Origin of the sequence: Mesorhizobium kowhaii (assembly GCF_003253745.1) — a bacterium.
GTDB classification, from domain to species: domain Bacteria; phylum Pseudomonadota; class Alphaproteobacteria; order Rhizobiales; family Rhizobiaceae; genus Mesorhizobium; species Mesorhizobium kowhaii.
Window position 1 is genome coordinate 114,242 of the sequence record NZ_MZXV01000051.1, and the last position, 21,378, is coordinate 135,619.

Annotated in this window: 17 protein-coding genes and 1 pseudogene; 8 read left to right on the forward strand and 10 right to left on the reverse strand. The window is 63.0% G+C overall.

Annotated features, from left to right (window positions below):
- Positions 1-12: 12 nt before the first annotated feature.
- From B5V02_RS23060 to B5V02_RS23075, 4 genes are all read left to right on the forward strand, one after another.
- Positions 13-1,290 carry an ABC transporter substrate-binding protein gene (locus B5V02_RS23060; RefSeq protein WP_111546384.1) on the forward strand — a complete coding sequence of 426 codons (1,278 nt, stop codon included), beginning with the start codon at positions 13-15 and terminating at the stop codon, positions 1,288-1,290.
- 238 nt (positions 1,291-1,528) lie between these two features.
- Positions 1,529-2,452: a carbohydrate ABC transporter permease gene (locus tag B5V02_RS23065; RefSeq protein WP_111546385.1), complete on the forward strand. Its 924-nt coding sequence runs from the start codon at positions 1,529-1,531 to the stop codon at positions 2,450-2,452.
- The gene (locus B5V02_RS23070; protein WP_013895215.1) at positions 2,452-3,300 is read left to right on the forward strand and encodes a carbohydrate ABC transporter permease; all 849 of its coding nucleotides are present in this window, start codon (positions 2,452-2,454) and stop codon (positions 3,298-3,300) included. The genes B5V02_RS23065 and B5V02_RS23070 overlap by 1 nt, the downstream gene beginning before the upstream one ends.
- A 4-nt stretch (positions 3,301-3,304) precedes the next feature.
- A complete protein-coding gene (locus B5V02_RS23075) occupies positions 3,305-4,372 on the forward strand; it encodes an ABC transporter ATP-binding protein (RefSeq protein WP_111546386.1) in 1,068 nt (355 codons plus the stop codon).
- Positions 4,373-4,444: 72 nt separating this feature from the next.
- Here the strand turns inward: B5V02_RS23075 and rpmG are convergent, their stop codons facing one another.
- The 8 genes from rpmG to B5V02_RS23115 all read right to left on the reverse strand — a co-directional run bounded on the left by rpmG (position 4,445) and on the right by B5V02_RS23115 (position 13,507).
- The gene (gene rpmG / locus B5V02_RS23080) at positions 4,445-4,612 is read right to left on the reverse strand and encodes a 50S ribosomal protein L33 (protein WP_006201775.1); all 168 of its coding nucleotides are present in this window, start codon (positions 4,610-4,612) and stop codon (positions 4,445-4,447) included.
- Between the two features lie 154 nt (positions 4,613-4,766).
- The gene (locus tag B5V02_RS23085) at positions 4,767-5,225 is read right to left on the reverse strand and encodes a YqfO family protein (RefSeq protein WP_111546387.1); all 459 of its coding nucleotides are present in this window, start codon (positions 5,223-5,225) and stop codon (positions 4,767-4,769) included.
- Positions 5,226-5,342: 117 nt separating this feature from the next.
- The gene (locus B5V02_RS23090; protein ID WP_111546388.1) at positions 5,343-6,515 is read right to left on the reverse strand and encodes an MFS transporter; all 1,173 of its coding nucleotides are present in this window, start codon (positions 6,513-6,515) and stop codon (positions 5,343-5,345) included.
- Positions 6,516-6,538: 23 nt separating this feature from the next.
- Positions 6,539-7,279 carry an NUDIX hydrolase gene (locus B5V02_RS23095; protein ID WP_111546389.1) on the reverse strand — a complete coding sequence of 247 codons (741 nt, stop codon included), beginning with the start codon at positions 7,277-7,279 and terminating at the stop codon, positions 6,539-6,541.
- A gap of 85 nt (positions 7,280-7,364) precedes the next feature.
- Positions 7,365-7,799, reverse strand: a complete 435-nt coding sequence (locus tag B5V02_RS23100) for a DUF983 domain-containing protein (RefSeq protein ID WP_208647134.1) — start codon at positions 7,797-7,799, stop codon at positions 7,365-7,367.
- Positions 7,800-7,810: 11 nt separating this feature from the next.
- A complete protein-coding gene (rnr, locus tag B5V02_RS23105; RefSeq protein WP_111546390.1) occupies positions 7,811-10,117 on the reverse strand; it encodes a ribonuclease R in 2,307 nt (768 codons plus the stop codon).
- A gap of 6 nt (positions 10,118-10,123) precedes the next feature.
- The gene (topA, locus tag B5V02_RS23110; protein ID WP_111546391.1) at positions 10,124-12,760 is read right to left on the reverse strand and encodes a type I DNA topoisomerase; all 2,637 of its coding nucleotides are present in this window, start codon (positions 12,758-12,760) and stop codon (positions 10,124-10,126) included.
- 369 nt (positions 12,761-13,129) lie between these two features.
- Positions 13,130-13,507, reverse strand: coding sequence for a COG4315 family predicted lipoprotein (locus B5V02_RS23115; protein WP_111546392.1), 378 nt, complete (start codon positions 13,505-13,507; stop codon positions 13,130-13,132).
- 176 nt (positions 13,508-13,683) lie between these two features.
- Between B5V02_RS23115 and B5V02_RS23120 the strand changes: the two genes are divergently transcribed.
- Both B5V02_RS23120 and glmU read left to right on the forward strand, forming a co-directional pair.
- Complete coding sequence (locus B5V02_RS23120) at positions 13,684-14,430, forward strand: cytochrome c biogenesis CcdA family protein (RefSeq protein ID WP_111546393.1); 747 nt, start codon at positions 13,684-13,686, stop codon at positions 14,428-14,430.
- Positions 14,431-14,583: 153 nt separating this feature from the next.
- A complete protein-coding gene (glmU, locus tag B5V02_RS23125; RefSeq protein ID WP_111546394.1) occupies positions 14,584-15,960 on the forward strand; it encodes a bifunctional UDP-N-acetylglucosamine diphosphorylase/glucosamine-1-phosphate N-acetyltransferase GlmU in 1,377 nt (458 codons plus the stop codon).
- Between the two features lie 3 nt (positions 15,961-15,963).
- Here glmU and B5V02_RS23130 read toward each other — a convergent pair.
- Positions 15,964-16,333: pseudogene (locus B5V02_RS23130) on the reverse strand (ADP-ribosylation/crystallin J1).
- A gap of 209 nt (positions 16,334-16,542) precedes the next feature.
- On the opposite strand from B5V02_RS23130, the gene glmS reads away from it, so the two are divergent.
- On the forward strand, positions 16,543-18,366 hold the full coding sequence (gene glmS, locus B5V02_RS23135) for a glutamine--fructose-6-phosphate transaminase (isomerizing) (protein WP_111546395.1): 1,824 nt from the start codon (positions 16,543-16,545) through the stop codon (positions 18,364-18,366).
- A 175-nt stretch (positions 18,367-18,541) separates the two neighbouring features.
- The gene (locus tag B5V02_RS23140) at positions 18,542-19,297 is read left to right on the forward strand and encodes a DUF502 domain-containing protein (RefSeq protein ID WP_111546396.1); all 756 of its coding nucleotides are present in this window, start codon (positions 18,542-18,544) and stop codon (positions 19,295-19,297) included.
- On the opposite strand, the gene recG is transcribed toward B5V02_RS23140, so the two are convergent.
- Positions 19,249-21,357: an ATP-dependent DNA helicase RecG gene (gene recG, locus B5V02_RS23145; RefSeq protein ID WP_111546397.1), complete on the reverse strand. Its 2,109-nt coding sequence runs from the start codon at positions 21,355-21,357 to the stop codon at positions 19,249-19,251. The genes B5V02_RS23140 and recG overlap by 49 nt on opposite strands.
- Between the last annotated feature and the right edge of the window lie 21 nt (positions 21,358-21,378).

Consider the following 21,378-nt stretch of genomic DNA (forward strand, 5'->3'; position numbering starts at 1 on the left):
GGAGTCTTGAACATGAAAAAACTGACCGTCATGCTTGCCACCGTTGCGGGGCTGGCGATTTCCGCCGGAAGCGCGCTGGCTGATTCGACCCTCAAGATGGTCGAAGTCATCACCAGCCCGCCGCGCACCGAATTCCTGAAGAAGCAGATCGCCGAGTTCGAAACCGCCAATCCCGGCGTCAAGGTCGAGCTGATCTCGCTGCCCTGGGGCCAGGCCTTTGAGAAATTCCTGACCATGGTGCAGGCCGGCGATACGCCCGACGTGGTCGAGATGCCGGAACGCTGGATGGGCCTCTACGCCAACAATGCCCAGCTCGAGGATCTCGGCCCCTACATGGCCAAATGGGACGACGCCAAGACGCTGGGCGACCGCGCCAAGCAGTTCGGCTCGACGGTCAACAACACCCAGTTCATGATCCCCTACGGCTACTATGTGAACGCGCTGTTCTGGAACAAGAAGCTGTTCAAGGAGGCAGGCCTCGACGGCCCGCCGGCGACGCTCGACGATTTCATCGCCGATTCCAAGAAGATTTCGGCACTGCCCGGCAAATATGGCTACTGCCTGCGCGGGGGACCGGGCGCCTTCAACGGCATGCACATGTTCATGAATATCGCCGCCGGCAAGGGCGGCTATTTCAACGAGGATGGCACCTCGACCATCAACGACGAAGGCTCGGTGAAAGGTCTGCAGATGCTGGCCGACATGTACAAGGACGGCCTGGCGCCGAAGGATGCGGTGAGCTGGGGCTTCAACGAGACGGTCACCGGCTTCTACTCCGGTACCTGCGCGATGCTTAACCAGGATCCGGACGCGTTGCTCGGTATCGCCGACAAGATGAGCGCCGACGACTTCGCTGTGGCGCCATTGCCGGTCGGGCCGAGTGGCAAGTCCTATCCGACGCTCGGCTATGCCGGCTGGGCGATGTTCGCCAACTCGCAGCACAAGGACGACGCCTGGAAGCTGATGGCAACACTGCTCTCGCCCAAGGACAATCTGGAATGGGCCAAGGAAGTCGGCGTCGTCCCGATCCACAACGGCGCCGACCAGGATGCTCACTTCAAGACCGAGCAGTTCAAGGGCTGGTTCACGGAGCTGAGCGACACCTCCAAATATGAAATGGTGACGCCGCCGACCCATCTGGAGAATCTCGGCAATTTCGTCGATCAGGTGGCGATCAAGAACTTCCAGGAAGTGCTGCTTGGCCAGAAGACGGCCAAGGATGTCGCCGACCAATGGGCTGCCTTCCTGACCAAAGAACAGCAGGACTGGCTGGCGAAGAACAAGAAGTAATTTTTCTTCCCTTCTCCCCGTTCCACGGGGAGAAGGTGGCCCGATAGGGCCGGATGTGGGGCGGCACAGGCTTCTGCCAGCTTAGCGCTGCCCCTCATCTGCCTGCCGGCTTTCGTCGCTCGAAAAGCCAAGCAATTGGCTTTTCGTCCGCTGCGCGGACCGCTCCTCAACTCCCCGTGAACGGGGGGAAGGACGCTTTTCACCAGCCCCAACGCTTCCCGGAGCCGATCCACAGCCAATGACCTATGCCGTGTCCGAAATACGATCCGCAGGCAAGCCGCGTCGCAGGCGGCTATCACACGCCGCCATCGAACCCTGGCTCTATCTCAGCCCGGCGATCATCCTTCTGATCGTGGTGCTTCTGGTGCCGCTGGTCATCGGCATCAGCTACTCCTTCCGCAAATTCTCGGCTTTCAAGTCGGAATTTGTCGGGCTCGGGCAGTATCAGGCGATGCTGTCGGACCAGGTGCTGGGGCAGGCGCTGGTCAACACGCTGTGGTGGACCGTCACCAGCCTGTTCTTCCAGTTCTTCCTCGGTCTCGGCCTGGCGCTGCTGCTCGACAAGCCATTCCCCGGCCGCAAGGTGGTGCAGGCCCTGGTGTTTTTGCCCTGGGCAGTGCCGTCCTTCCTGTCGGGCCTGACCTGGGCCTGGCTGTTCAATCCGATCGTCGGGCCACTGCCGCACTGGCTGTTTGCGCTGGGGCTGAAGGCCGAACCGACCAATGTTCTCTCCGATCCCGCCACCGCCATGTGGGGACCGATCATCGCCAATGTCTGGTTCGGCATTCCCTTCTTCGCCATCACGCTGCTGGCGGCGCTGAAGTCGATCCCGTCGGAATTGCATGAGGCGGCGGCGATCGACGGCGCTTCGCCATGGCAGCGCTTCACCAAGGTGACGCTGCCGTTCCTGGCGCCGACCATTGCCATCACCGTGATGCTGCGCACCATCTGGATCGCCACCTTCGCCGACCTGATCTTCGTCATGACCGAGGGCGGACCGGCCGGCTCGACCAACACGGTGCCGGTCTACATCTATGTCAGCGCCTTCAAATCGCTGGACAAGGGCTATGCCTCGGCGGTGGCCGTGCTGCTGCTCGTCCTGCTCATTGCCTATGCGATTGCACTGATCGGCATCCGCCGCTCCCTGGTGAGGCACGTCTGATGATCGCAGGACGCTCAGCCTCGCAACGGTTTTTCGGCGGCATCGGCCTCTACGCCGCCATCGCGGCTTACGTGATCTTTGCGCTGTTCCCAATCTACTGGACACTGAAGATCTCGGTCACGCCGGAGCGGCTTCTCTATTCCGAAGGCATCACCTTCTGGCCGTCGCAGATGACGTTGCAGAATTTCGTCACCGTGCTCGAGGCCACCGATTTCCCGCGCTATTTCCTCAACAGCGTCATCGTCTCGGTGTCGACTGCAGCACTGGTGACGGTCATTGCCACGCTCGCCGGCTACGCCATGTCGCGTTTCACCTTTCGCGGCAAGGCGGCGCTGGCCCTGATGCTGCTACTGACCCAGACGTTTCCGCTGGTGATGGTCATTCCGCCGATCTACCGCGTGATGGGGCAGATCGGCCTGATCAACAGCCTGACCGGGCTGATCATCATCTACACCGCCTTCAACACCGCTTTCGCCACCTTCCTGATGCAATCCTTCTTCGACGGCATCCCGAAGGACCTGGAAGAAGCGGCGATGATCGACGGCTGCACACGCGCGCAAGCGATGCGCAAGGTGATCGTGCCGCTGACGCTGCCCGGTATGGGCGCGACGCTGGGCTTCGTCTTCACCGCCGCCTGGAGCGAGCTCTTGTTCGCGCTGATGCTGATTTCCAGCGACGACCAGAAGACCTTCGCGGTTGGCCTGCTCACCTTCATCGGCAAGTTCGCCGTCGACTGGGGACAGATGATGGCAGCGTCGATCCTGGCGCTGATCCCGGTCTGCATCTTCTTCGCTTTCCTGCAACGCTATCTCGTCACCGGCCTGACCGCCGGCGCCGTCAAAGGATAGATCGATGGCCTCTGTTACGCTCGAAAAGGTCCGCAAGGATTATGGCGCTGTGCGTGTCCTGCATGCGGTCGACCTTGAAATCGCCGATGGCGAGTTCGTCGTCCTGGTCGGCCCGTCAGGCTGCGGCAAGTCCACGCTTTTGCGCATGATCGCCGGGCTGGAGGAGGCTTCCGGCGGCGAGATCCGCATCGGCGAGCGGCTGGTCAACGATGTCGCGCCGAAGGACCGCGATATCGCCATGGTGTTCCAGTCCTACGCGCTCTATCCGCATATGGACGTGTCGAAGAACATGGGCTTCAGCCTGATGCTGCGGAAGGCCGAGAAGCCGGCGATCGACGCGCGGGTGGACGGTGCGGCCAAGCGGCTCGGGCTCGATACTTTCCTGCAGCGCCTGCCGCGCCAATTGTCCGGCGGCCAGCGCCAGCGCGTCGCCATGGGCCGCGCCATCGTGCGCGATCCCAAGGTGTTCCTGTTCGACGAGCCGTTGTCGAACCTCGATGCCAAGCTGCGCGTTCATATGCGCGCCGAGATCAAGGCGCTGCACCAGCAGTTGAAGACCACCTCGGTCTACGTCACCCACGACCAGATCGAGGCCATGACCATGGCCGACCGCATCGTCGTCATGCATGACGGGCTGATCCAGCAGGTCGGCGCGCCGCTCGATCTCTATGACCGGCCGACCAACATGTTCGTCGCCGGCTTCATCGGTTCACCGGGCATGAATTTCCTGCCAGCAACGGTTCGCAAGAGCGGCACGTCGGAGGCCGTGCTGGCCGACGGCCAGGCGTTGCGCCTGCCGGAGGGCCTGCCGCTGAAGGATGGTGACACGATCACCGTCGGCCTGCGGCCCGAGCATATCAGGCTGGCGGATGACGGCGAATTGCAGGGCGAGGTGGGGGTGGTGGAGCCGCTCGGCCTCTCGACGCAGTTCTACGTCAAGTTGGCCGGCCAGCAGCTTTGCGTCTTTGCCATGGGCCGTGCCGGCGTGAAGCCCGGCGACGTGGTCCGATTGTCGGCCGACCCAATGTCACTGCATCTGTTCGATCCGAAAAGCGGCGATCGCATCGGGTAAGGGCCTGAGGCCAACCATGAAAACAAAAACGCCGCCCAATGGGCGGCGTTCGGCATTCTCGGACAAACCAGATTACTTGATCTTGGTTTCCTTGAATTCGACGTGCTTCTTGGCGACCGGGTCGTACTTGCGGAACGACAGCTTGTCGGTCTTGGTACGGCTGTTCTTGCTGGTCACGTAGAAGAAACCGGTGTCGGCGGTCGACAGAAGCTTGATCTTGATGTTTGCGGCTTTGGCCATGATCTCAGTCCGTTATGTTCGTGGGGTTTTGGCCGCTGGAGCACGGGAAAACACCCGGACGCGGGAAACTTGGCGCGACACATAAAGAACGTGCCTGGAAAGTCAAGCCCGGCGGAGCCCATACGGCCTACCGGAGCTGGCCAGTGGCCTCAAATCATGCGGTTTCTCTCGCCGGCGCCGCAACCTTCTTCCAGTCTCCGGTCGTGTTCCACCAGCGATTCGGATTGGCGCGGTCGTCCAGCCCCTTGGAACGGCTGGCCAGGATCGGCTGAATGCGGATCACCGGTTCCTGATAGGAATGCGCCTGGAAAATTGCCTCGACGACGCGCGCGGCCAGCGCTTGGTCGTCGGGCAATTCAAACGAAACCTCGACCGTGCCGGGGCGTCGCCGCAACTCGGTTTCGGCGCCGGCGGCCGCACCGTCGAGCGGCCGGTAGCGTTCGATGCCATGTGCAGACTGATAGGCGTTGCGGTCATATTTGCCCATCGCCAGCGGCGCTATCGCCACCACCGCATCCATGATGCGGTCGATATCGGCGGCTGGTGCCTGGAAGGTCACGAGCAGGAGCAGTGTCATTCGCAACGAAGTGGTTTCAAAGCCGCTGTCGATCATGGAAGTGTCCTCAACTTCAGGTGTTTTGAGGCAACCTTATAACCGGGGGCTGCTGACATGGTTCTGTCAGCAGCCTGTCATCGCGCCGCGTGAAATGCAGGGTTCGCAGAGGTATCGCTACAGGAGGATCTTGCGGATCAGCCTGATGCTGACCAGGCCGATGTAGGCGGCGAAGAACAGGCCGAGCGACCAGCCGAAACCGGACGGACCGAACGCATCCATGCCGATGCCGATCGCTTGCGGGCCGAGCACCATGCCGACGCCGTAGCAAAGCACGAAGGCGGCGTTGGCGGACGCCAGCTCGTGGCCGGAGAGCTGCGAGCCGAGATGGGCAAGGCCGATCGTATACATGGCGGCGACGACGCCGCCCCAGATGAACAGAAGTGCCGCCATCAGGTGCCAGTTCTGCGCAAAGAAGGGCATGAAGACCGTGCCGGCAAGGCCGACAGTGGCGCAGGCGATCAGCAGATAGCGACGATCGTTGACGCGGTCGCTGATCATGCCGATCGGGATCTGCAGCAGCACGTTGCCGAGGCCGATCATGGTCAGGAGAAGGGCTGCGTCGGCCTCGGAGTAGCCGATGCGGTTGCCGTAGATCGGGAACAGCGCAAAGCCGCCGGTTTCGACGGCGCCGAACACCAGCACGGCGGCGGTCGCCGACGGCACCAGCCAGATGTAGCGCAGGAAATTGCTGGTTTCGCCATCGGAGGCGATGGTCGGGCTCTCGTTTCGGGCCGCCAGCACCGGTATGGCGGCCAGCGTCACCAATGCGATGATGACGCCGAATGGCCTGAAGCCCGAACTGCCGAGATGGGCGAACAGCCACGGCCCGGCGGCAAAGCCGAGCGACAGAACGGTGGCGTAGATGCCGAGGACAAGGCCACGCCGGTGCGGCGGCGCCGAGGTGCTGATCCAGAATTCAGACAGGATGAACAGCACCGTCAGCGCGATGTGCAACACGATGCGCAGCGGAAACCACATCCAGAAATCCGGCGCGAAGTGGAAGCCGACGAAGGCCAGGGCGCCGGCGGCAATCATGGCAATCATCGTCCAGGCAACGCCGAAGCGCATGGCGAGCGGCGTGGCCAGCGGGGCACCGGCGATCGAGGCCAGGCCGGCGACGGCTGTGTTGAGGCCGATCATGGAAGCCGAATGGCCACGCGTTTCGAGAATGACGCTGAGCAGCGGCATGCCGAGGCCGATGGCGATGCCGACGACGCTGATCGACGAGATCGCCGCCACCATCGGCAGCCAGTGTACGCGTTCGTCGCCCTGGGTATCGACCGTCATGGGATGTCTGAATACTCGATGTTCTACAGAATTTCGCGGGTGAAGCGGTTGCGGACAAGCCGGTAGAAGGGCACGGGACCGCCTGGGCGCAACTGCGGATCATGGGCGAGGCGCTTTTCCAGCTCGTCCAGGATCATTCGGGTGATGTCGGGTATGTCGGCTTCCCTGGCCTTGGCCAGCGGCAGCCAGACCAGCTCTTCGAGTTCGTTGGTTGGGCCGCCACCCGGCAGTTCAACGGCGACATCGTCGCGCCAGGCGCTGAAGAAACGTGTGTCGAAGCGGCGCACCCGGTTCGGTGGCGTGATGGCGCGCGCCACGAAGCGCAGCATGTCGAGAGAGGGTTGCACGCCGTGTTCGGCAAAGCCCTGCCAATCGGGTCTGGCGGTGGCGAAAACACCTTTGCGGCCGATCAGCAGCCCGGCTTCTTCATAGGTCTCGCGGATGGCCGACAAGGCAATGGCGCGGGCCCGTGCAGCACTTGTGCGGCCCGGTCCGGCGATGAGCTTTGCTTCCTGCTCCGGATGCAATGCGGCGGCGACCGCGATGCGGCTGTCGGCCGGATCGGTGCGGCCGCCGGGAAAGACGAATTTGCCTGGCATGAAGGCGTGGCCGGCATGACGACGGCCCATCAGCACCAGCACCTCATCGCCCTCGCGGTCGAGCAGGATCAGGGTCGCCGCGTCGCGCGGGCGAATTGGCTGGTCGCTATGAGCGATCATGCTCCGCTCGATCCTGTCGACTTCCGCCTTGGTCATACCGTCCATGCGCAGGACCTAGCGGAAACTTCTGGCAAGCGAAAGTGGCCTTTCACGTCGGTATGTTGCACCAGCGAGCGTAGCCAACTTTGACCTAAACCCCGGGATGGGGCTCGATCACGTCCTGCTCGCCGCCGAATCCGTGCATATAGAAGGCCCATTGCAGTCCGATGACGGCACCCTTGACCGGCTGTAGCAGCGCCACCGCCAAAATGATGGTCAGCGGTACCCAGATGGCGATATGCTGCCAGGTGGACAGGGTCGATGTCGCCTCGACAGCCATGAAGGCGCCAAGCACGATGTGGCCGACGATGACGATGACGAGATAGGCCGGAAGGTCGTCGGCGCGATGGTGGTGCAGTTCCTCGCCGCAGACGCTGCATTTATCGACGGTCTTGGTGAAGGCGCGAAACAGCTTGCCTTCGCCGCAATGCGGGCAACGGCCGAGCATGCCGCGCTTCATCGCCGTCCACAGCGGGCGGGCGGCCCGGCCCGAGTGATGTTCGCCGCCGAAAACCTGTTCTTCCATGGCTGTTGCCATCATCTTCTCCTGCCGCGCGAACCTGGTCGCGATTGCGACGCGCGGGCGCGGCCTTTGGCCTTGTGAAACGACCGCTTGGAGCCCGGCAAAGGCTTCGGGTCGGTCAACATCTCGAAGCGCATCGCGCCGGCCATTGGTGCCACCTCGACCAGCCGGACCTCGACGCGATCCGCGAGCTGGTAGCCTTTGCCCGAGCGTTCTCCGAACAGGGAGCGGGCCGTTTCGTCGTATATATAGTAATCGCCATTCAATGTTGACACCGGGATGAAACCATCCGCGCCATACTGCGGCAATTGGACAAATAGTCCCGATTTGGTGACGCCGGAGATGCGGGCGTCGAACCGGTCGTCGACGCGCTCGGCGAGATAGGCGGCGATCAGGCGGTCGACGGTGTCGCGCTCGGCCGCCATTGCGCGCCGTTCCGTGCCTGAGATCAGCACGCCAACGTCTTCGAGGCGTGCCTCTTCGTCCTGCGTCAGCCCGCCCGGACCGAGGCCGAGTGCGGCAATAAGTCCGCGATGCACGATCAGGTCGGCGTAACGGCGGATCGGCGAGGTGAAATGCGCGTAGCGCCTGAGGTTGAGGCCGAAATGGCCGATGTTCTTGGGCGAATATTCGGCCTGGCTCTGCGAGCGCAGCACCACCTCGTTGACCAGGCCTTCATTGTCGGCGCCGCGCACGCCCTCCAGAATGCCGTTGAACTGGCTTGGCCGCATCTGCGCGCCGCGCGCCAGCGACAGGCCAAGCGTCTGCAGGAATTCGCGCAGCGATTCCTGCTTGGCCAGCGACGGCGCGTCATGCACGCGGTAGACCAGCGTCTGCTTCTTCGCCTCCAGCGTCTCGGCCGCGGCGACATTGGCCTGGATCATGAATTCTTCGATCAGCTTGTGAGCATCAAGCCGTTCTGGCACGATGACGCGATCGACGGTGCCATCCGGCTTGAGCAGGATCTTGCGCTCCGGCAGCTCGAGCTCGAGCGGCTGGCGACCGTCGCGGCCACGCTTCAGGATCGCATAAGCGTCCCACAGTGGCTTCAGCACGGTGTCGAGGATCGGACCGGTTTTGTCGTCCGGCACGCCGTCGATGGCGGCCTGGGCTTGGCTGTAGGCGAGCTTTGCCGCCGACTTCATCATGACGCGATGGAAGGAGTGCCGGAGCTTGCGGCCGTCGGCCGAAAAAACCATGCGCACGGCCAGCGCCGGCCGGTCCTGGCCTTCGCGCAGCGAGCAGAGATCGTTGGAGATGCGCTCGGGCAGCATCGGCACGACGCGGTCCGGAAAATAGACCGAATTGCCGCGTTTCAGAGCCTCGCGGTCGAGTGCAGTGCCATAGCGGACATAAGCGGCGACATCGGCGATCGCCACCGTGGCGACCACACCGCCCCGGTTCTTCTCATCGAGATCGGGGGTGGCGAAGACGGCGTCGTCATGGTCCTTGGCGTCGGCCGGATCGATGGTGACCAGCGGCAGGTCGCGCCAGTCCTCGCGGTGATCCATCGTCGCAGGCTTGACCGCTTCGGACTCGGCGATGACGTCGGCCGGAAAAATATGCGGAATGTCATGCGCGTGGATGGCGATCATCGAGACCGCCTTTTCGCTGGTCAGCGAACCCAGCACGTTGAGCACCTTGGCTCTCGGCAGCCCATAGCGGGAAGCGCGCGCGGGCTCGACCTCGACCAGGTCGCCGTTCCTGGCGCCGTTCTGGAATTCCTTGTCGACGATCAGTTCGGGCTGGCGCCGCTCGACCGGCTCGATGCGGAAAGTGCCGTCCTGCAGGATGCGAAAGACGCCGAGAACCGCATCGGTGCGCTTCTCGAAGATCTTCATCACCCGCCCGGTGTAGGCGGGGCCTGTCGCTTCGTTGGTCGGGAAGGTTTTTGCCAGCACGCGGTCGCCGATGCCGGGCGCCGGGCCGCTGCCGCTGCGCGATATCCGAATGGAGACAACCGGCGGCTCGCCCGTGCCGACGGCCTCCGCCGGGTGGGCCAGCAAAATGCCGTCGCCGTCACGGCCAAAAATGTCGAGCACGGCGACATGGGGCAGGGCGCCGACGCGGGCCAGTTGCTTGCGCTCCTTGGTCAGGACGCCTTCGTCCTGCAGGTCGCGCAAAATATCCTTCAGCCAGATGCGGTCGTCGCCGCGCAGCGCGAACGCCTTGGCGATGTCGCGTTTGCCGGCGCGATCGGGATTTTCGGCGATGTAGCGCAGGATTTCGTCACGTGACGGCCGATAGTCGTCCTTGACCTTGGCTCTCGTGTCGGCGGTGCGCGGATCGCCGTGGGTTCTACCGGTGATCCTGCGCGCCACGCTGTCCTACCCGTTTTTCTTCGCGGCCGGCTTCTTGGCCGGCGCTTTCTTGGCTGCCGTTTTCTTGGTTGTCGGGGCCTTGGCCGCTGCCGCCTTGCGGAACGGCTTCTTGCCGCCGCCGCCCTTGGCTTCCTTCTCGGCAATCAGCGCCAGCGCGTCCTCAACCGTCACCGATTGCGGATCCTTGCCCTTAGGCAGGGTGGCATTGACCTTGCCGAAATTCACGTAAGGCCCGTATTTGCCGTCGCGTACGACGATCTTGCCGCCGCCATCGGGATGGTCGCCAAGCTCCTTCAGAGCTGCCGGTGTGCCGCCATTGCGGCCGCCCTTGCCCTTCAACTGCTTCTCGGCAATCACCGACACGGCGCGGTTGAGGCCGATCGAGAACACGTCCTCGATGCTGTCGAGATTGGCGTAGGTGCTGTCATGCAGCACGAACGGACCGTAGCGGCCGAGCCCGGCCGAAATCATCTTGCCGGATTCGGGATGCTTGCCGACATCACGCGGCAGCGACAGCAGGGCAAGCGCCTTTTCGTGGTCGACGGTTTCGGCCGTCCAGCCCTTGGGCAGGCTGGAACGCTTGGCTTCCTTGCCGTCGCCACGCTGCAGATAGGGGCCGAAGCGGCCGCTGCGCAGCGTGATTTCCTCTGACGTATAAGGGTCTTTGCCGATGACCTTGGTGCCGTCATCGCCATTGCCGTTCTCGCCATTGGGATTGGCGGCGTCGCCGAGCTGGCGGGTGAAGGAGCATTCGGGGTAGTTCGAGCAACCAACGAAAGCGCCGAACTTGCCCAGCTTCAGCGACAGATTGCCGGTGCCGCATTTCGGGCAGATGCGTGGATTGGAGCCGTCCTCACGCGTCGGAAACACCAGCGGGGCCAGTTCCTCGTTGAGCGCATCGAGCACGTCGGTGACGCGCAGCTCCTTGATGTCGGCGACGGCGCCGGAGAAATCCTTCCAGAAATCGCGCAGCACGTCCTTCCAGGCGAGCTTGCCGTCCGAGATCTCGTCGAGCTTTTCCTCGAGAGATGCGGTGAAGTCATATTCGACATAGCGCTTGAAGAAGCTTTCGAGGAAGGCCGACAGCAAGCGGCCCTTGGCCTGCGGCACCAGCCGGCGCTTGTCGATGGTGACGTAGTCGCGGTCCTCGAGCGTCTTCAGGATCGCCGTGTAGGTCGACGGCCGGCCGATGCCGAGCTCTTCCAGCTTCTTGATCAGCGAGGCTTCGGAGTAGCGCGGCGGCGGCTCGGTGGTGTGCTGGGTGGCGTTGATCGCCTGGCGGGCAAGCTGCTCGCCGGCGCGGATCTCGGGCAGGCGGCGATTTTCTTCGTCTTCCGAATCGTCGTCCTTCTGGTCGGTGTAGGCGGCAATGAAGCCGTCGAAGCGAACGACCGAACCGATGGCGCGAAGCTCCGCTGTGCGGGCGCCGTTCACGGCCTCGATCTCGGCCGTGGTGCGTTCGATCTCGGCAGGCTGCATCTGGCTGGCGATGGCGCGCTTCCAGATCAACTCATAGAGCCGCGCCTGGTCGGAATCGAGATATTGCCTGACCGATGCCGGGGTGCGCATGAAATCCGTCGGGCGGATCGCTTCGTGCGCTTCCTGGGCGTTCTTGGCCTTGGCGGTATATTGGCGCGGCTTTTCCGGCAGGTATTTTGGGCCGAATTCCTTGACGATGGCGTCGCGGGCAGCCGAAATCGCCTCTGGCGCCATCTGCACGCCATCGGTTCGCATATAGGTGATCAGGCCAGTGGTCTCGCCGCCGATCTCCATGCCTTCATAGAGGCGCTGCGCCACCTGCATGGTGCGGCTGGCCGAGAAGCCAAGGCCCGATGAGGCGGCTTGCTGCAGTGTCGAAGTGGTGAAGGGCGGGCCGGGATTGCGCTTGGTCGGCTTGGCTTCGACCGACACCGCCTTGAAGGTCGCGCCTTCGAGCATCGACTTGATGTCGTTGGCCTGCGCCTTGTTGGAAATATCGAGCTTCTGCAGCTTCTTGCGATCGAAGGCGGTCAGCCGCGCTTCGAAATTCTCGTTGCGCGGCGTGCCGAGGAGGGCGGCGATCTGCCAGTATTCCTCGCGGATGAAGCGCTCGATCTCGGATTCGCGGTCGCAGACCAGACGCAATGCGACAGACTGGACACGGCCGGCCGAACGAGCGCCCGGCAATTTGCGCCACAGCACCGGCGACAGTGTGAAGCCGACGAGATAATCGAGCGCCCGGCGCGCCAGATAGGCATCGACCAGCGGCGCATCGATCTGGCGCGGATTGGCCATCGCTTCCAGCACCGACGATTTGGTGATGGCGTTGAAGACGACGCGGCTGACCGGCTTGTCCTTCAGCGCGCGCTTCTGCTTCAGCACTTCCAGCACGTGCCAGGAAATCGCTTCGCCTTCACGATCCGGATCGGTGGCGAGGATCAGGCCGTCGGCATCCTTGACCGCCTTGGCGATGTCGGCGAGGCGCTTGCCCGAGGCGGTGTCGACCGCCCAGGACATGGCGAAATCCTCGTCCGGGCGCACCGAGCCATCCTTGGCCGGCAAATCGCGGACATGGCCGAACGAGGCCAGAACCTTGTAGTTCTTGCCGAGGTATTTGTTGATTGTCTTTGCCTTGGCCGGCGATTCGACGACGACGACGTCCATGAGGTCTCATATCAGCTGTGATGCGGCAGAAGAATTCCGCTGCGCGCGACGAAATCTCGCTCTATTTGTCGCTCACATGGCCGCGCTTTTGCATCGGGTCAAGGGGAAGCGGCCAAATTGCAGGGCTGTCCGCAGCAATACACTCTTAGAGTGTATGGAGAAAATCACAGAATTTTGGCTTGGGGAGATGGTGGTTCCGAGTCAGCGGAAACTGCCCGGTTTCATTTTTCCGCCGAGTCGCGGAAGGCGGGCTGGGTATCGCAGGGGTCGACGCTCTGACAGGCTCATTGATGCTGGCCGCCGGGCTGTTGGAGGGATATCCGGCGGCCAGTCGAAGTCCCGCCAGCGGCAGGACCCGGATTGGGGACTCTAGTCGGCCTTGACGACGTGCCAGACACCTGCGACGCCATCGCCGGATATGTCACCAGCCTTCTTGTCCTTGACGAAGGTGTAAACCGGCTTGCCGTCATAAGCCCACATCTTGGTGCCGTCGGTACGGTCGACAACGCTCCATTCGTCGTCCGCCTTGGCGCCGGCCTCGGCCTTCAGCGGCGGCCAGTTGGTGGCGCATTTGTCGTAGCAGTTGGTTTTACCCTTCTCATCCTTGTCATAGGTATAAAGCGTCATGCCGTTGGCGTCGGTGTAGATCTTGGTGCCACCGACCTCGGCTTCCTTCCACGCGTCGGCGGCGAACGATGCGGCGGTGCTAAGCAAAAGCGCGGCCAGCCCTACGGTTATGGTTTTCATGGAAATCTCCCTGATATCTGGAGACGCGCGGGAAATCGCGGCCTCGCTATAGCAACGCCTGCGAGCCATCGTTTCTTCCCCGACCTGCACATGCGGCGACGACTTGCCACAAAATGGTGATTGGTGGAGAAGCAACGTCGAGCCTATATCGGCGCCGGGGCAGTCGGAGTTTTGGAATGGCATTGGACATCGGCTATGTCAGCGCGGTCGGGGCGGGAGCGATCTCGTTCCTGTCACCGTGCGTGCTGCCGCTGGTGCCACCCTATCTCTGCTACATGGCAGGCGTGTCGGTCGACGATTTTCGCGGCAATGCGGGTGTAACGGCCCGGGAAGGCGCGCGCGGTGCGCTGCTCTATTCCTCGATTGCATTCGTGCTCGGCTTTTCTACCGTGTTTGTCGCGCTCGGTGCCGGCGCGTCGACCATCGGCCATTGGCTGCGGGTCTGGCAGGAGCCGCTGGCGACGGGCGCCGGTGTGCTCATCATCCTGATGGGCTTGAATTTCCTCGGCATCTTGCGCATTCCGCTGTTGTCACGCGAGGCGCGCTTCCAGTCGCGGGGAAAACCGGCAAGTGCGATCGCTGCCTATGTAATGGGCCTGGCCTTCGCCTTCGGCTGGACGCCTTGCATCGGCCCGGTGCTGGGGCCGATCCTGACGCTGGCCGGTGGTCGCGAAACCGTGGGCGAGGGCGCGTTGCTGCTCGCTGCCTATTCGCTCGGCCTCGGCATCCCGTTCCTGATCGCGGCGCTGTTTTCCGGCGCCTTCATGCGCTTCCTCGGCAAATTCCGCGTCCATCTCGGCCGCGTCGAAAAAGCGATCGGCGCGCTGCTGGTCGTCGCCGGCGTGTTTTTCCTCACCGGCGGCGTGCAGACGGTATCGTATTGGTTGCTGGAGAATTTCCCGGTGCTGGGGCGGCTGGGATAATCTCGTTGCCCAAAATGCGAAATGCGCGCCGTGGACCCGATGATTAGGAGTCAGCCGCTCCGCCATCTCACCGGAATTTAACCGCATTGGTGCAGCATGGCGCCACTGCTATCCTGTCTTGATTCCCAACCCTTTTCATATGGTTGTCCTTTCATGAGCCAGAGATCCTGCCTGTCCGTCATCCTCGCCGCCGGCGAAGGCACGCGCATGAAGAGCGCGCTGCCGAAGGTGCTGCACCAGATTGCCGGCCTGCCGATGGTCGCCCATGTGGTGAAGGCGGCCGAAGCGGCCGGTGCCGGCAGCCAGGCGCTGGTGATCGGCCATGGCGCCGACGAGATGCGCAAGGCTGCGTCAAAATTCGCGCCGAAGGCCGAGACCTTCGTGCAGGAAAAGCGCCTTGGCACCGCGCATGCCGTGCTCGCCGCTCGCGATGCGATATCAAAGGGTTACAACGATATCCTGGTGATGTTCGGCGACACACCATTGATCGACGCCGACGCACTCACCGTGGCGCGGCTGAAACTGGCCGAAGGTGCCGCCGTCGTGGTCATCGGTTTCCGCCCACCCAATCCAACCGGCTATGGCAGGCTGATCGAAAAAGGCGGCAAGTTGATTGCCGTCCGCGAGGAGAAGGACTGCAGCGCGGAGGAACGGAAGATCGGCTTCTGCAATGCCGGCATGATGGCGGTGGCCGGCAGCCAGGCGCTGACGCTGCTCGATGCTGTCGGCAACAAGAACGCCAAGGGCGAGTATTATCTCACCGACATCGTCGAGATTGCCAGCGGACAGGGCCTCGATGTCGTTGCCACAGAAGCCAGCTTTGAAAGCGCACTCGGCATCAACAACCGCGCCGAACTGGCGCAGGCCGAGGGCATCTGGCAGGCGCGCCGCCGCCATGAGGCGATGCTGTCGGGCGTGACGCTGATCGCGCCGGAGACCGTGTATTTCTCGCACGATACCGAGATTGGCGCCGACACGATCGTCGAGCCCAATGTCTGGTTCGGCCCAGGCGTGAAAATCGCCACGGGCGCCAAGATCCATGCCTTCAGCCATTTCGAAGGTGCCACCATCGCCTCGAATTGCGAAGTCGGGCCATTCGCGCGGCTGCGGCCGGGTGCCGATCTCAGGAACAAGGCCAAGGTCGGTAATTTCTGCGAGGTCAAGAAGGCGACCATCGAGGAAGGCGCCAAGGTCAACCACCTGACCTATATCGGCGACGCCCGCGTTGGCGCGGGCGCCAATATCGGCGCAGGCGCCATCACCTGCAATTACGACGGCTATTCGAAATTCTTCACCGACATCGGCGAAGGCGCCTTTGTCGGCTCGAATTCCTCGCTGGTGGCGCCCGTGTCGATCGGCAAGCGCGGCTATATCGCCTCGGGCAGCGTCATCACCGAAAGCGTACCCGACGATGCGCTGGCCTTCGGCCGCGCCCGCCAGAAGACCATCCCTGGCAAGGCCAAGGAATTGCGCGAGCGCTTTGCTTCGGCCGCGGCTGCGAAGAAAAAGGCTGCCGGCGCCGACCACTAGCGGTTAGCCGGTCATGCCCTTGTCGAAGGCGGCGGTCACCTCGATCTTGCCAACGATGGCCTTGTTGAAATCATCGAGGTCTTCGGCGGGTATCCAGTATTCCAGATGCGCCTTGCTGCCGGCATGCTCGACCCGGTAGCGGTCGAGAAAGCTTTTGAGCACAGCAAACCGCGTCACGAATCCTGCTCCGCTGGCCGGCACGTTCCAGTCTCGCGCGATCTGCACGGCATAGGCTTCCGACAGAACCGGATAGAAAATCGGCTGTTCTGGCAGGCGCGGCGCGAAATGCCCGCATATCCGAAGCCTCGATGAGTTTCAGCTCTTTGGGTCCGACCGGGCGCCAGAGTATAATGGTTGATATGGTTTCGTTCATGGTCGGAGCTTAGCCAAATATTTCCCGAACGAGAACCGAATGGCTGAAAAACCGAACAATTGCAGTAACCGGATTGCAAGAGCGGTCTGTCATGGTGCATGCCTGCAGAAGCGTTCCGTTACATGGGACGAAATGCAATGTGACTTTCGCGGCAGGCCGGCCATCCCTAAATAGTGCTGGTTTTCCATGGGGAATTGGGGACTGTCTGCATGTGCGGTATCGTTGGAATCGTCGGCCACTCGCAGGTTGCGCCGCTCATCGTCGACGCGCTGAAACGGCTCGAATATCGCGGCTATGACTCGGCTGGTGTCGCTACCATCGAACATGGTGAGCTTGCCCGCCGCCGCGCGGAAGGCAAGCTGATCAACCTTGAGCGCCGGCTCAAGGACGATCCGCTTGATGGCACCATCGGCATCGGCCACACGCGCTGGGCAACGCATGGCGTGCCCAACGAGACCAATGCGCACCCGCATTTTTCCGACGGCGTCGCCATCGTCCACAACGGCATCATCGAGAACTTTGCTGAATTGCGCGACGAACTGAAGCGTGACGGCTACGAATTTTCTTCGCAGACCGACACCGAGGTCGTCGCCCATCTGGTGGCGCGCGCCCTGGCCAAGGGGTTGAAGCCGGTCGAGGCCGCGCACCAGGCGCTGAAGCGGCTGGAAGGCGCTTTTGCGCTGGCGATCATGTTCAAGGACGACGAGGACCTGATCGTCGGCGCCCGCAACGGCCCGCCGCTGGCCGTCGGCCATGGCGATGGCGAGATGTTCTTGGGCTCAGACGCCATCGCGCTCGCGCCGTTCACCAATTCGATCACCTATCTCGAAGATGGCGATTGGGCGGTGGTGCGCCGCAAAGGCGTCACGATCTTCGACATTGATGGCAGACAAGTCGAGCGCAAGCGCCAGCAGTCGCTCTCGACCAGCTTCATGGTCGACAAGGGCAACCGGCGCCATTTCATGGAGAAGGAAATCCATGAACAGCCCGAGGTGATCTCGCACACGCTGGCGAATTATATCGACTTCGTCGGTGGCGTCTCCAAGCCGCTCGACCTGCCGTTTGATTTCGCCAAGATCGACCGGCTGGCGATTTCGGCCTGCGGCACCGCCTATCTCGCTGGCCTGATCGGCAAATACTGGTTCGAGCGCTACGCCCGCCTGCCGGTCGACATCGATGTCGCCTCGGAGTTCCGCTACCGCGAAATGCCGCTGTCTGCGAAAGATGCCGCCTTCTTCATCTCGCAATCGGGCGAGACCGCCGACACGCTGGCCTCGCTGCGCTACTGCCGCAAGGCCGGGATGAAGATCGGCGCCGTCGTCAATGTCCGCGAATCGACCATGGCGCGCGAATCCGACGTCGTGCTGCCGACGCTCGCCGGCCCGGAGATCGGTGTTGCCTCGACCAAGGCCTTCACCTGCCAGCTTTCGGTGCTGGCATCGCTTGCCGTGCGCGCCGGCGTGGCGCGCGGCACGATCTCGCGCGAGCAGGAAAAGACCTTTGTGCGCGAACTGTCGGAAGCGCCGCGCTATGCCAACCAGGTGCTGAAGCTCGACCATCAGATCGAAAAGATCGCGCGCGACCTCGCGCACTACAAGAACGTGCTCTATCTCGGCCGCGACACCAATTTCCCGCTGGCCATGGAAGGCGCGCTGAAACTCAAGGAAATCTCCTACATCCACGCCGAGGGCTATGCAGCGGGCGAGCTGAAGCATGGGCCGATCGCGCTGATCGACGAGAACATGCCTGTCATCGTCATTGCGCCGCATGACCGGATTTTCGAAAAGACGGTCTCGAACATGCAGGAAGTGGCGGCCCGCGGCGGCAAGATAATCCTGATCACCGACAGCAAGGGTGCGGCACTTACGAGCGTCAAGACGATGGAGACGATCGTGCTGCCGGACGTGCCGGAAATCATCTCGCCGATCATCTACGCGCTGCCGATCCAGATGCTCGCCTATTTCACTGCCGTGTTCATGGGCACCGATGTCGACCAGCCACGCAATCTGGCGAAATCGGTGACGGTGGAATAGGGGCCTTTAAAACTTCGCAGTTCCAAAGCGCATTCCGGTTCACAGAGCCGCTGTGATGGCATTTGCATCACAGCGGCTGTTTTTCTTTTTGAGCATGATCTTTTTCCGAAAACCGGTTCCCACTTTTCGGGATCATGATCTAATGTTGCGGCGCAACCCGTGTCCTCGGTGAACCATGTCCGATGCTCCCAAGACCTCCGGCATGACCCGGCTGAGGAACTATTTCCTCACGGGCTTCGTCGTCTGTGCGCCGCTGGCGATCACCGCTTACATTGCCTGGTCGTTCATCGGCTGGGTCGATTCCTGGGTAAAGCCCTATATTCCGGCACGCTACAGCCCTGACAGCTACCTGCCATTTCCGGTCCCGGGGTTCGGGCTGATCGTCGCGCTGATCCTGATCACGCTGATCGGCTTCCTGACGGCCAACATTGTCGGTCGCGCTATCGTCAATTTCGGCGAGCGCCTGCTTGGCCGCATGCCGCTGGTGCGCGGCATCTATGGTTCGCTGAAGCAGATTTTCGAGACCGTGCTGTCGAACAAGGGCGACATGTTCCGCCAGGTCGGGCTGGTCGAATATCCGCGCAAAGGCGTCTGGTCGCTGGTTTTCGTCGCCAGCGAGAAGGAGACCGAGATCAACCAGAAGCTCGATCAGGCAGACGATCCGCTGATCGCCGTGTTCATGCCATGCACGCCGAACCCAACCACTGGCTTTCTCATGTATGTGCCGAAGTCCGACATCGTGCTGCTCGACATGACGATCGAGGACGGCGCCAAGCTGATCGTCTCCGCCGGGCTGGTGTCGCCCGAGGTCAAACAAATGGTCGTCGTGAACGGCGAGCCGATCGATGGAGTGCTTGCCAACCCGTCGGTTGCCGCCCTGGCTCAGCCGGCGCGCAGGAGCCGGACGGCTTCGTCGCGCCCGAACAAGTAAAGCAACAGGCGCAACGCCTCGCCACGCTCGGACTGCAGCTCCGGGTCGCGTGACAGGATCAGCCTGGCGTCGTCGCGGGCAGCCTCCAAAAGGTCCGCATGCGCCTCGATACGCGCCACCTGGAAGCCAGGTGTGCCGGACTGGCGGGTGCCCAGCAATTCGCCTTCGCCGCGCAACTTCAGGTCTTCTTCGGCGATCAGGAAACCGTCCTCGGTCTCGCGCATGACCGACAGCCGGCGTTTTGCGGTCTCGCCGAGCGGGTCCTTGTAGAGCAGCACGCAGGAGGACTTGATATCGCCGCGCCCGACGCGGCCGCGCAACTGGTGTAGCTGGGCGAGGCCAAAGCGCTCGGCATGTTCGATGACCATGACGGTGGCGTCCGGTACGTCGACGCCGACCTCGATGACCGTGGTGGCGATCAGGATGCGTGTCTCGCCCTGCTTGAAGGCGCGCATCGCCTCGTCCTTGTCGGCGCCCTTCATGCGGCCGTGGACGAGGCCGATGCGATCGCCGAAGAGCGGTTTCAGCGACGCGAAACGGTCCTCGGCCGACATCAGCTTGATCTCTTCGGATTCCTCGACCAGCGGACAGATCCAGTAGATCTTCTGGCCGCCGGCAACGGCGTCGACCATGCGGCCGACCAATTCGTCGAGCCGCTCGAGCGGCAGCGTGACGGTGCGGATCGGTTGCCGGCCCGCCGGCTTCTCCGTCAGCTTCGACACGTCCATGTCGCCGAAGGCGGTCAGCACCAGCGTGCGCGGGATGGGCGTGGCCGTCATCACCAGCATATCGGGCGCGTCGCCCTTGGCGGTGATGGCGAGCCGCTGGTGGACGCCGAAGCGATGCTGCTCGTCGATGACGGCGAAGACCAGGTCGTGGAAGGTGACCGTCTCCTGGAACAGCGCGTGGGTGCCGACGACGATGTCGATCTCGCCGCTCGCCAGGCCGGCCAGCGTGTCGGTGCGCTCGCGGCCTTTCTCGCGGCCTGTGAGGATAGCGATGCGCAGACCGACCTTGGCGGCAAGCGGCGCGATCGTCGCCAGATGCTGGCGCGCCAGGATTTCGGTTGGCGCCATCAGTGCTGCCTGGCCACCGGCCTCGACCGCACGCGCCATGGCCAGCAGCGCGACAACCGTCTTGCCGGAGCCGACATCACCCTGCAGGAGCCGGAGCATGCGCTCCGGATCAGCGAGGTCGGCATTGATTTCGGCGAGCGCGAATTCCTGGCTCGCGGTCAGTGAGTAGGGAAGTGCGGCGCGCAGTTTTTCCACGATGCTGCCATCACCGACCAGGGGGCGGCCGGACAGGCGGCGGATTTTTGCCCGCACCAGCGCCAGCGAGACCTGGCCCGCCAGCAGCTCGTCATAGGCGAGGCGCCGCCATGCTGCGCCGTCGATGGAGACGTCGATCGGGTCTGCCGGATTGTGGATGCGGGCGAGCGCATCGCCAAAGGCCGGAAAGGTGTGCCGGCGCATGAAGGCGCCGTCCTGCCATTCGGCAAAGACAGGCAAGCGCGCCAGCGCCTGGCCGATCGCCCGGCGCAGCACCTTGCCCGAGAGCCCGGCGGTGAGCGGATAGACCGGCTCGACCAGCGGCAGGTTTTCCGCTTCGCTGGCCGGCGCGATATGGTCGGGGTGGACCATGGTCGGGCGGCCGTTGAACCATTCCATGCGACCCGAGACCACGACATGCTCGCCCTCGGGCATCGCCTTTTCGAGATAAGAAGCATGGGCATGGAAGAAGGTCAGTGCAATCTCGCCGGTGTCGTCATGGGCGTAGACCCGGTAGGGCACCGACCTGTTGCTGCGCGGCGGCGGCTGGTGGCGGTCGATGCGCACCTCGAGGGTGACGATTGCGCCTTCGGCGGCGAGCGCGATGCCCGGGCGGTTGCGGCGATCGATGACGGTGTGCGGCAGCACGAACAGAAGGTCGCCGGCGCGTGCGGCGCGATCACCGAGATCGGCCGCGACCACTTTCTCGATCAACGCGCCAACCTTCGGCCCGACGCCGGCCAGCGAGGTGATCGGGACGAACAACGGATCGAGGATGGAAGGACGCATGATGTCAGCTTATGTCGCGAT

Coding starts and splice junctions, on each gene's coding strand:
- B5V02_RS23060 (WP_111546384.1), top strand. CDS start 13: ATGAAAAAACTGACCGTCATGCTTGCCACCGTTGCGGGGCTGGCGATT.
- B5V02_RS23065 (WP_111546385.1), top strand. CDS start 1,529: ATGACCTATGCCGTGTCCGAAATACGATCCGCAGGCAAGCCGCGTCGC.
- B5V02_RS23070 (WP_013895215.1), top strand. CDS start 2,452: ATGATCGCAGGACGCTCAGCCTCGCAACGGTTTTTCGGCGGCATCGGC.
- B5V02_RS23075 (WP_111546386.1), top strand. CDS start 3,305: ATGGCCTCTGTTACGCTCGAAAAGGTCCGCAAGGATTATGGCGCTGTG.
- rpmG (WP_006201775.1), bottom strand. CDS start 4,612: ATGGCCAAAGCCGCAAACATCAAGATCAAGCTTCTGTCGACCGCCGAC.
- B5V02_RS23085 (WP_111546387.1), bottom strand. CDS start 5,225: ATGATCGACAGCGGCTTTGAAACCACTTCGTTGCGAATGACACTGCTC.
- B5V02_RS23090 (WP_111546388.1), bottom strand. CDS start 6,515: ATGACGGTCGATACCCAGGGCGACGAACGCGTACACTGGCTGCCGATG.
- B5V02_RS23095 (WP_111546389.1), bottom strand. CDS start 7,279: ATGGACGGTATGACCAAGGCGGAAGTCGACAGGATCGAGCGGAGCATG.
- B5V02_RS23100 (WP_208647134.1), bottom strand. CDS start 7,799: ATGGAAGAACAGGTTTTCGGCGGCGAACATCACTCGGGCCGGGCCGCC.
- topA (WP_111546391.1), bottom strand. CDS start 12,760: ATGGACGTCGTCGTCGTCGAATCGCCGGCCAAGGCAAAGACAATCAAC.
- B5V02_RS23115 (WP_111546392.1), bottom strand. CDS start 13,507: ATGAAAACCATAACCGTAGGGCTGGCCGCGCTTTTGCTTAGCACCGCC.
- B5V02_RS23120 (WP_111546393.1), top strand. CDS start 13,684: ATGGCATTGGACATCGGCTATGTCAGCGCGGTCGGGGCGGGAGCGATC.
- glmU (WP_111546394.1), top strand. CDS start 14,584: ATGAGCCAGAGATCCTGCCTGTCCGTCATCCTCGCCGCCGGCGAAGGC.
- glmS (WP_111546395.1), top strand. CDS start 16,543: ATGTGCGGTATCGTTGGAATCGTCGGCCACTCGCAGGTTGCGCCGCTC.
- B5V02_RS23140 (WP_111546396.1), top strand. CDS start 18,542: ATGTCCGATGCTCCCAAGACCTCCGGCATGACCCGGCTGAGGAACTAT.
- recG (WP_111546397.1), bottom strand. CDS start 21,357: ATGCGTCCTTCCATCCTCGATCCGTTGTTCGTCCCGATCACCTCGCTG.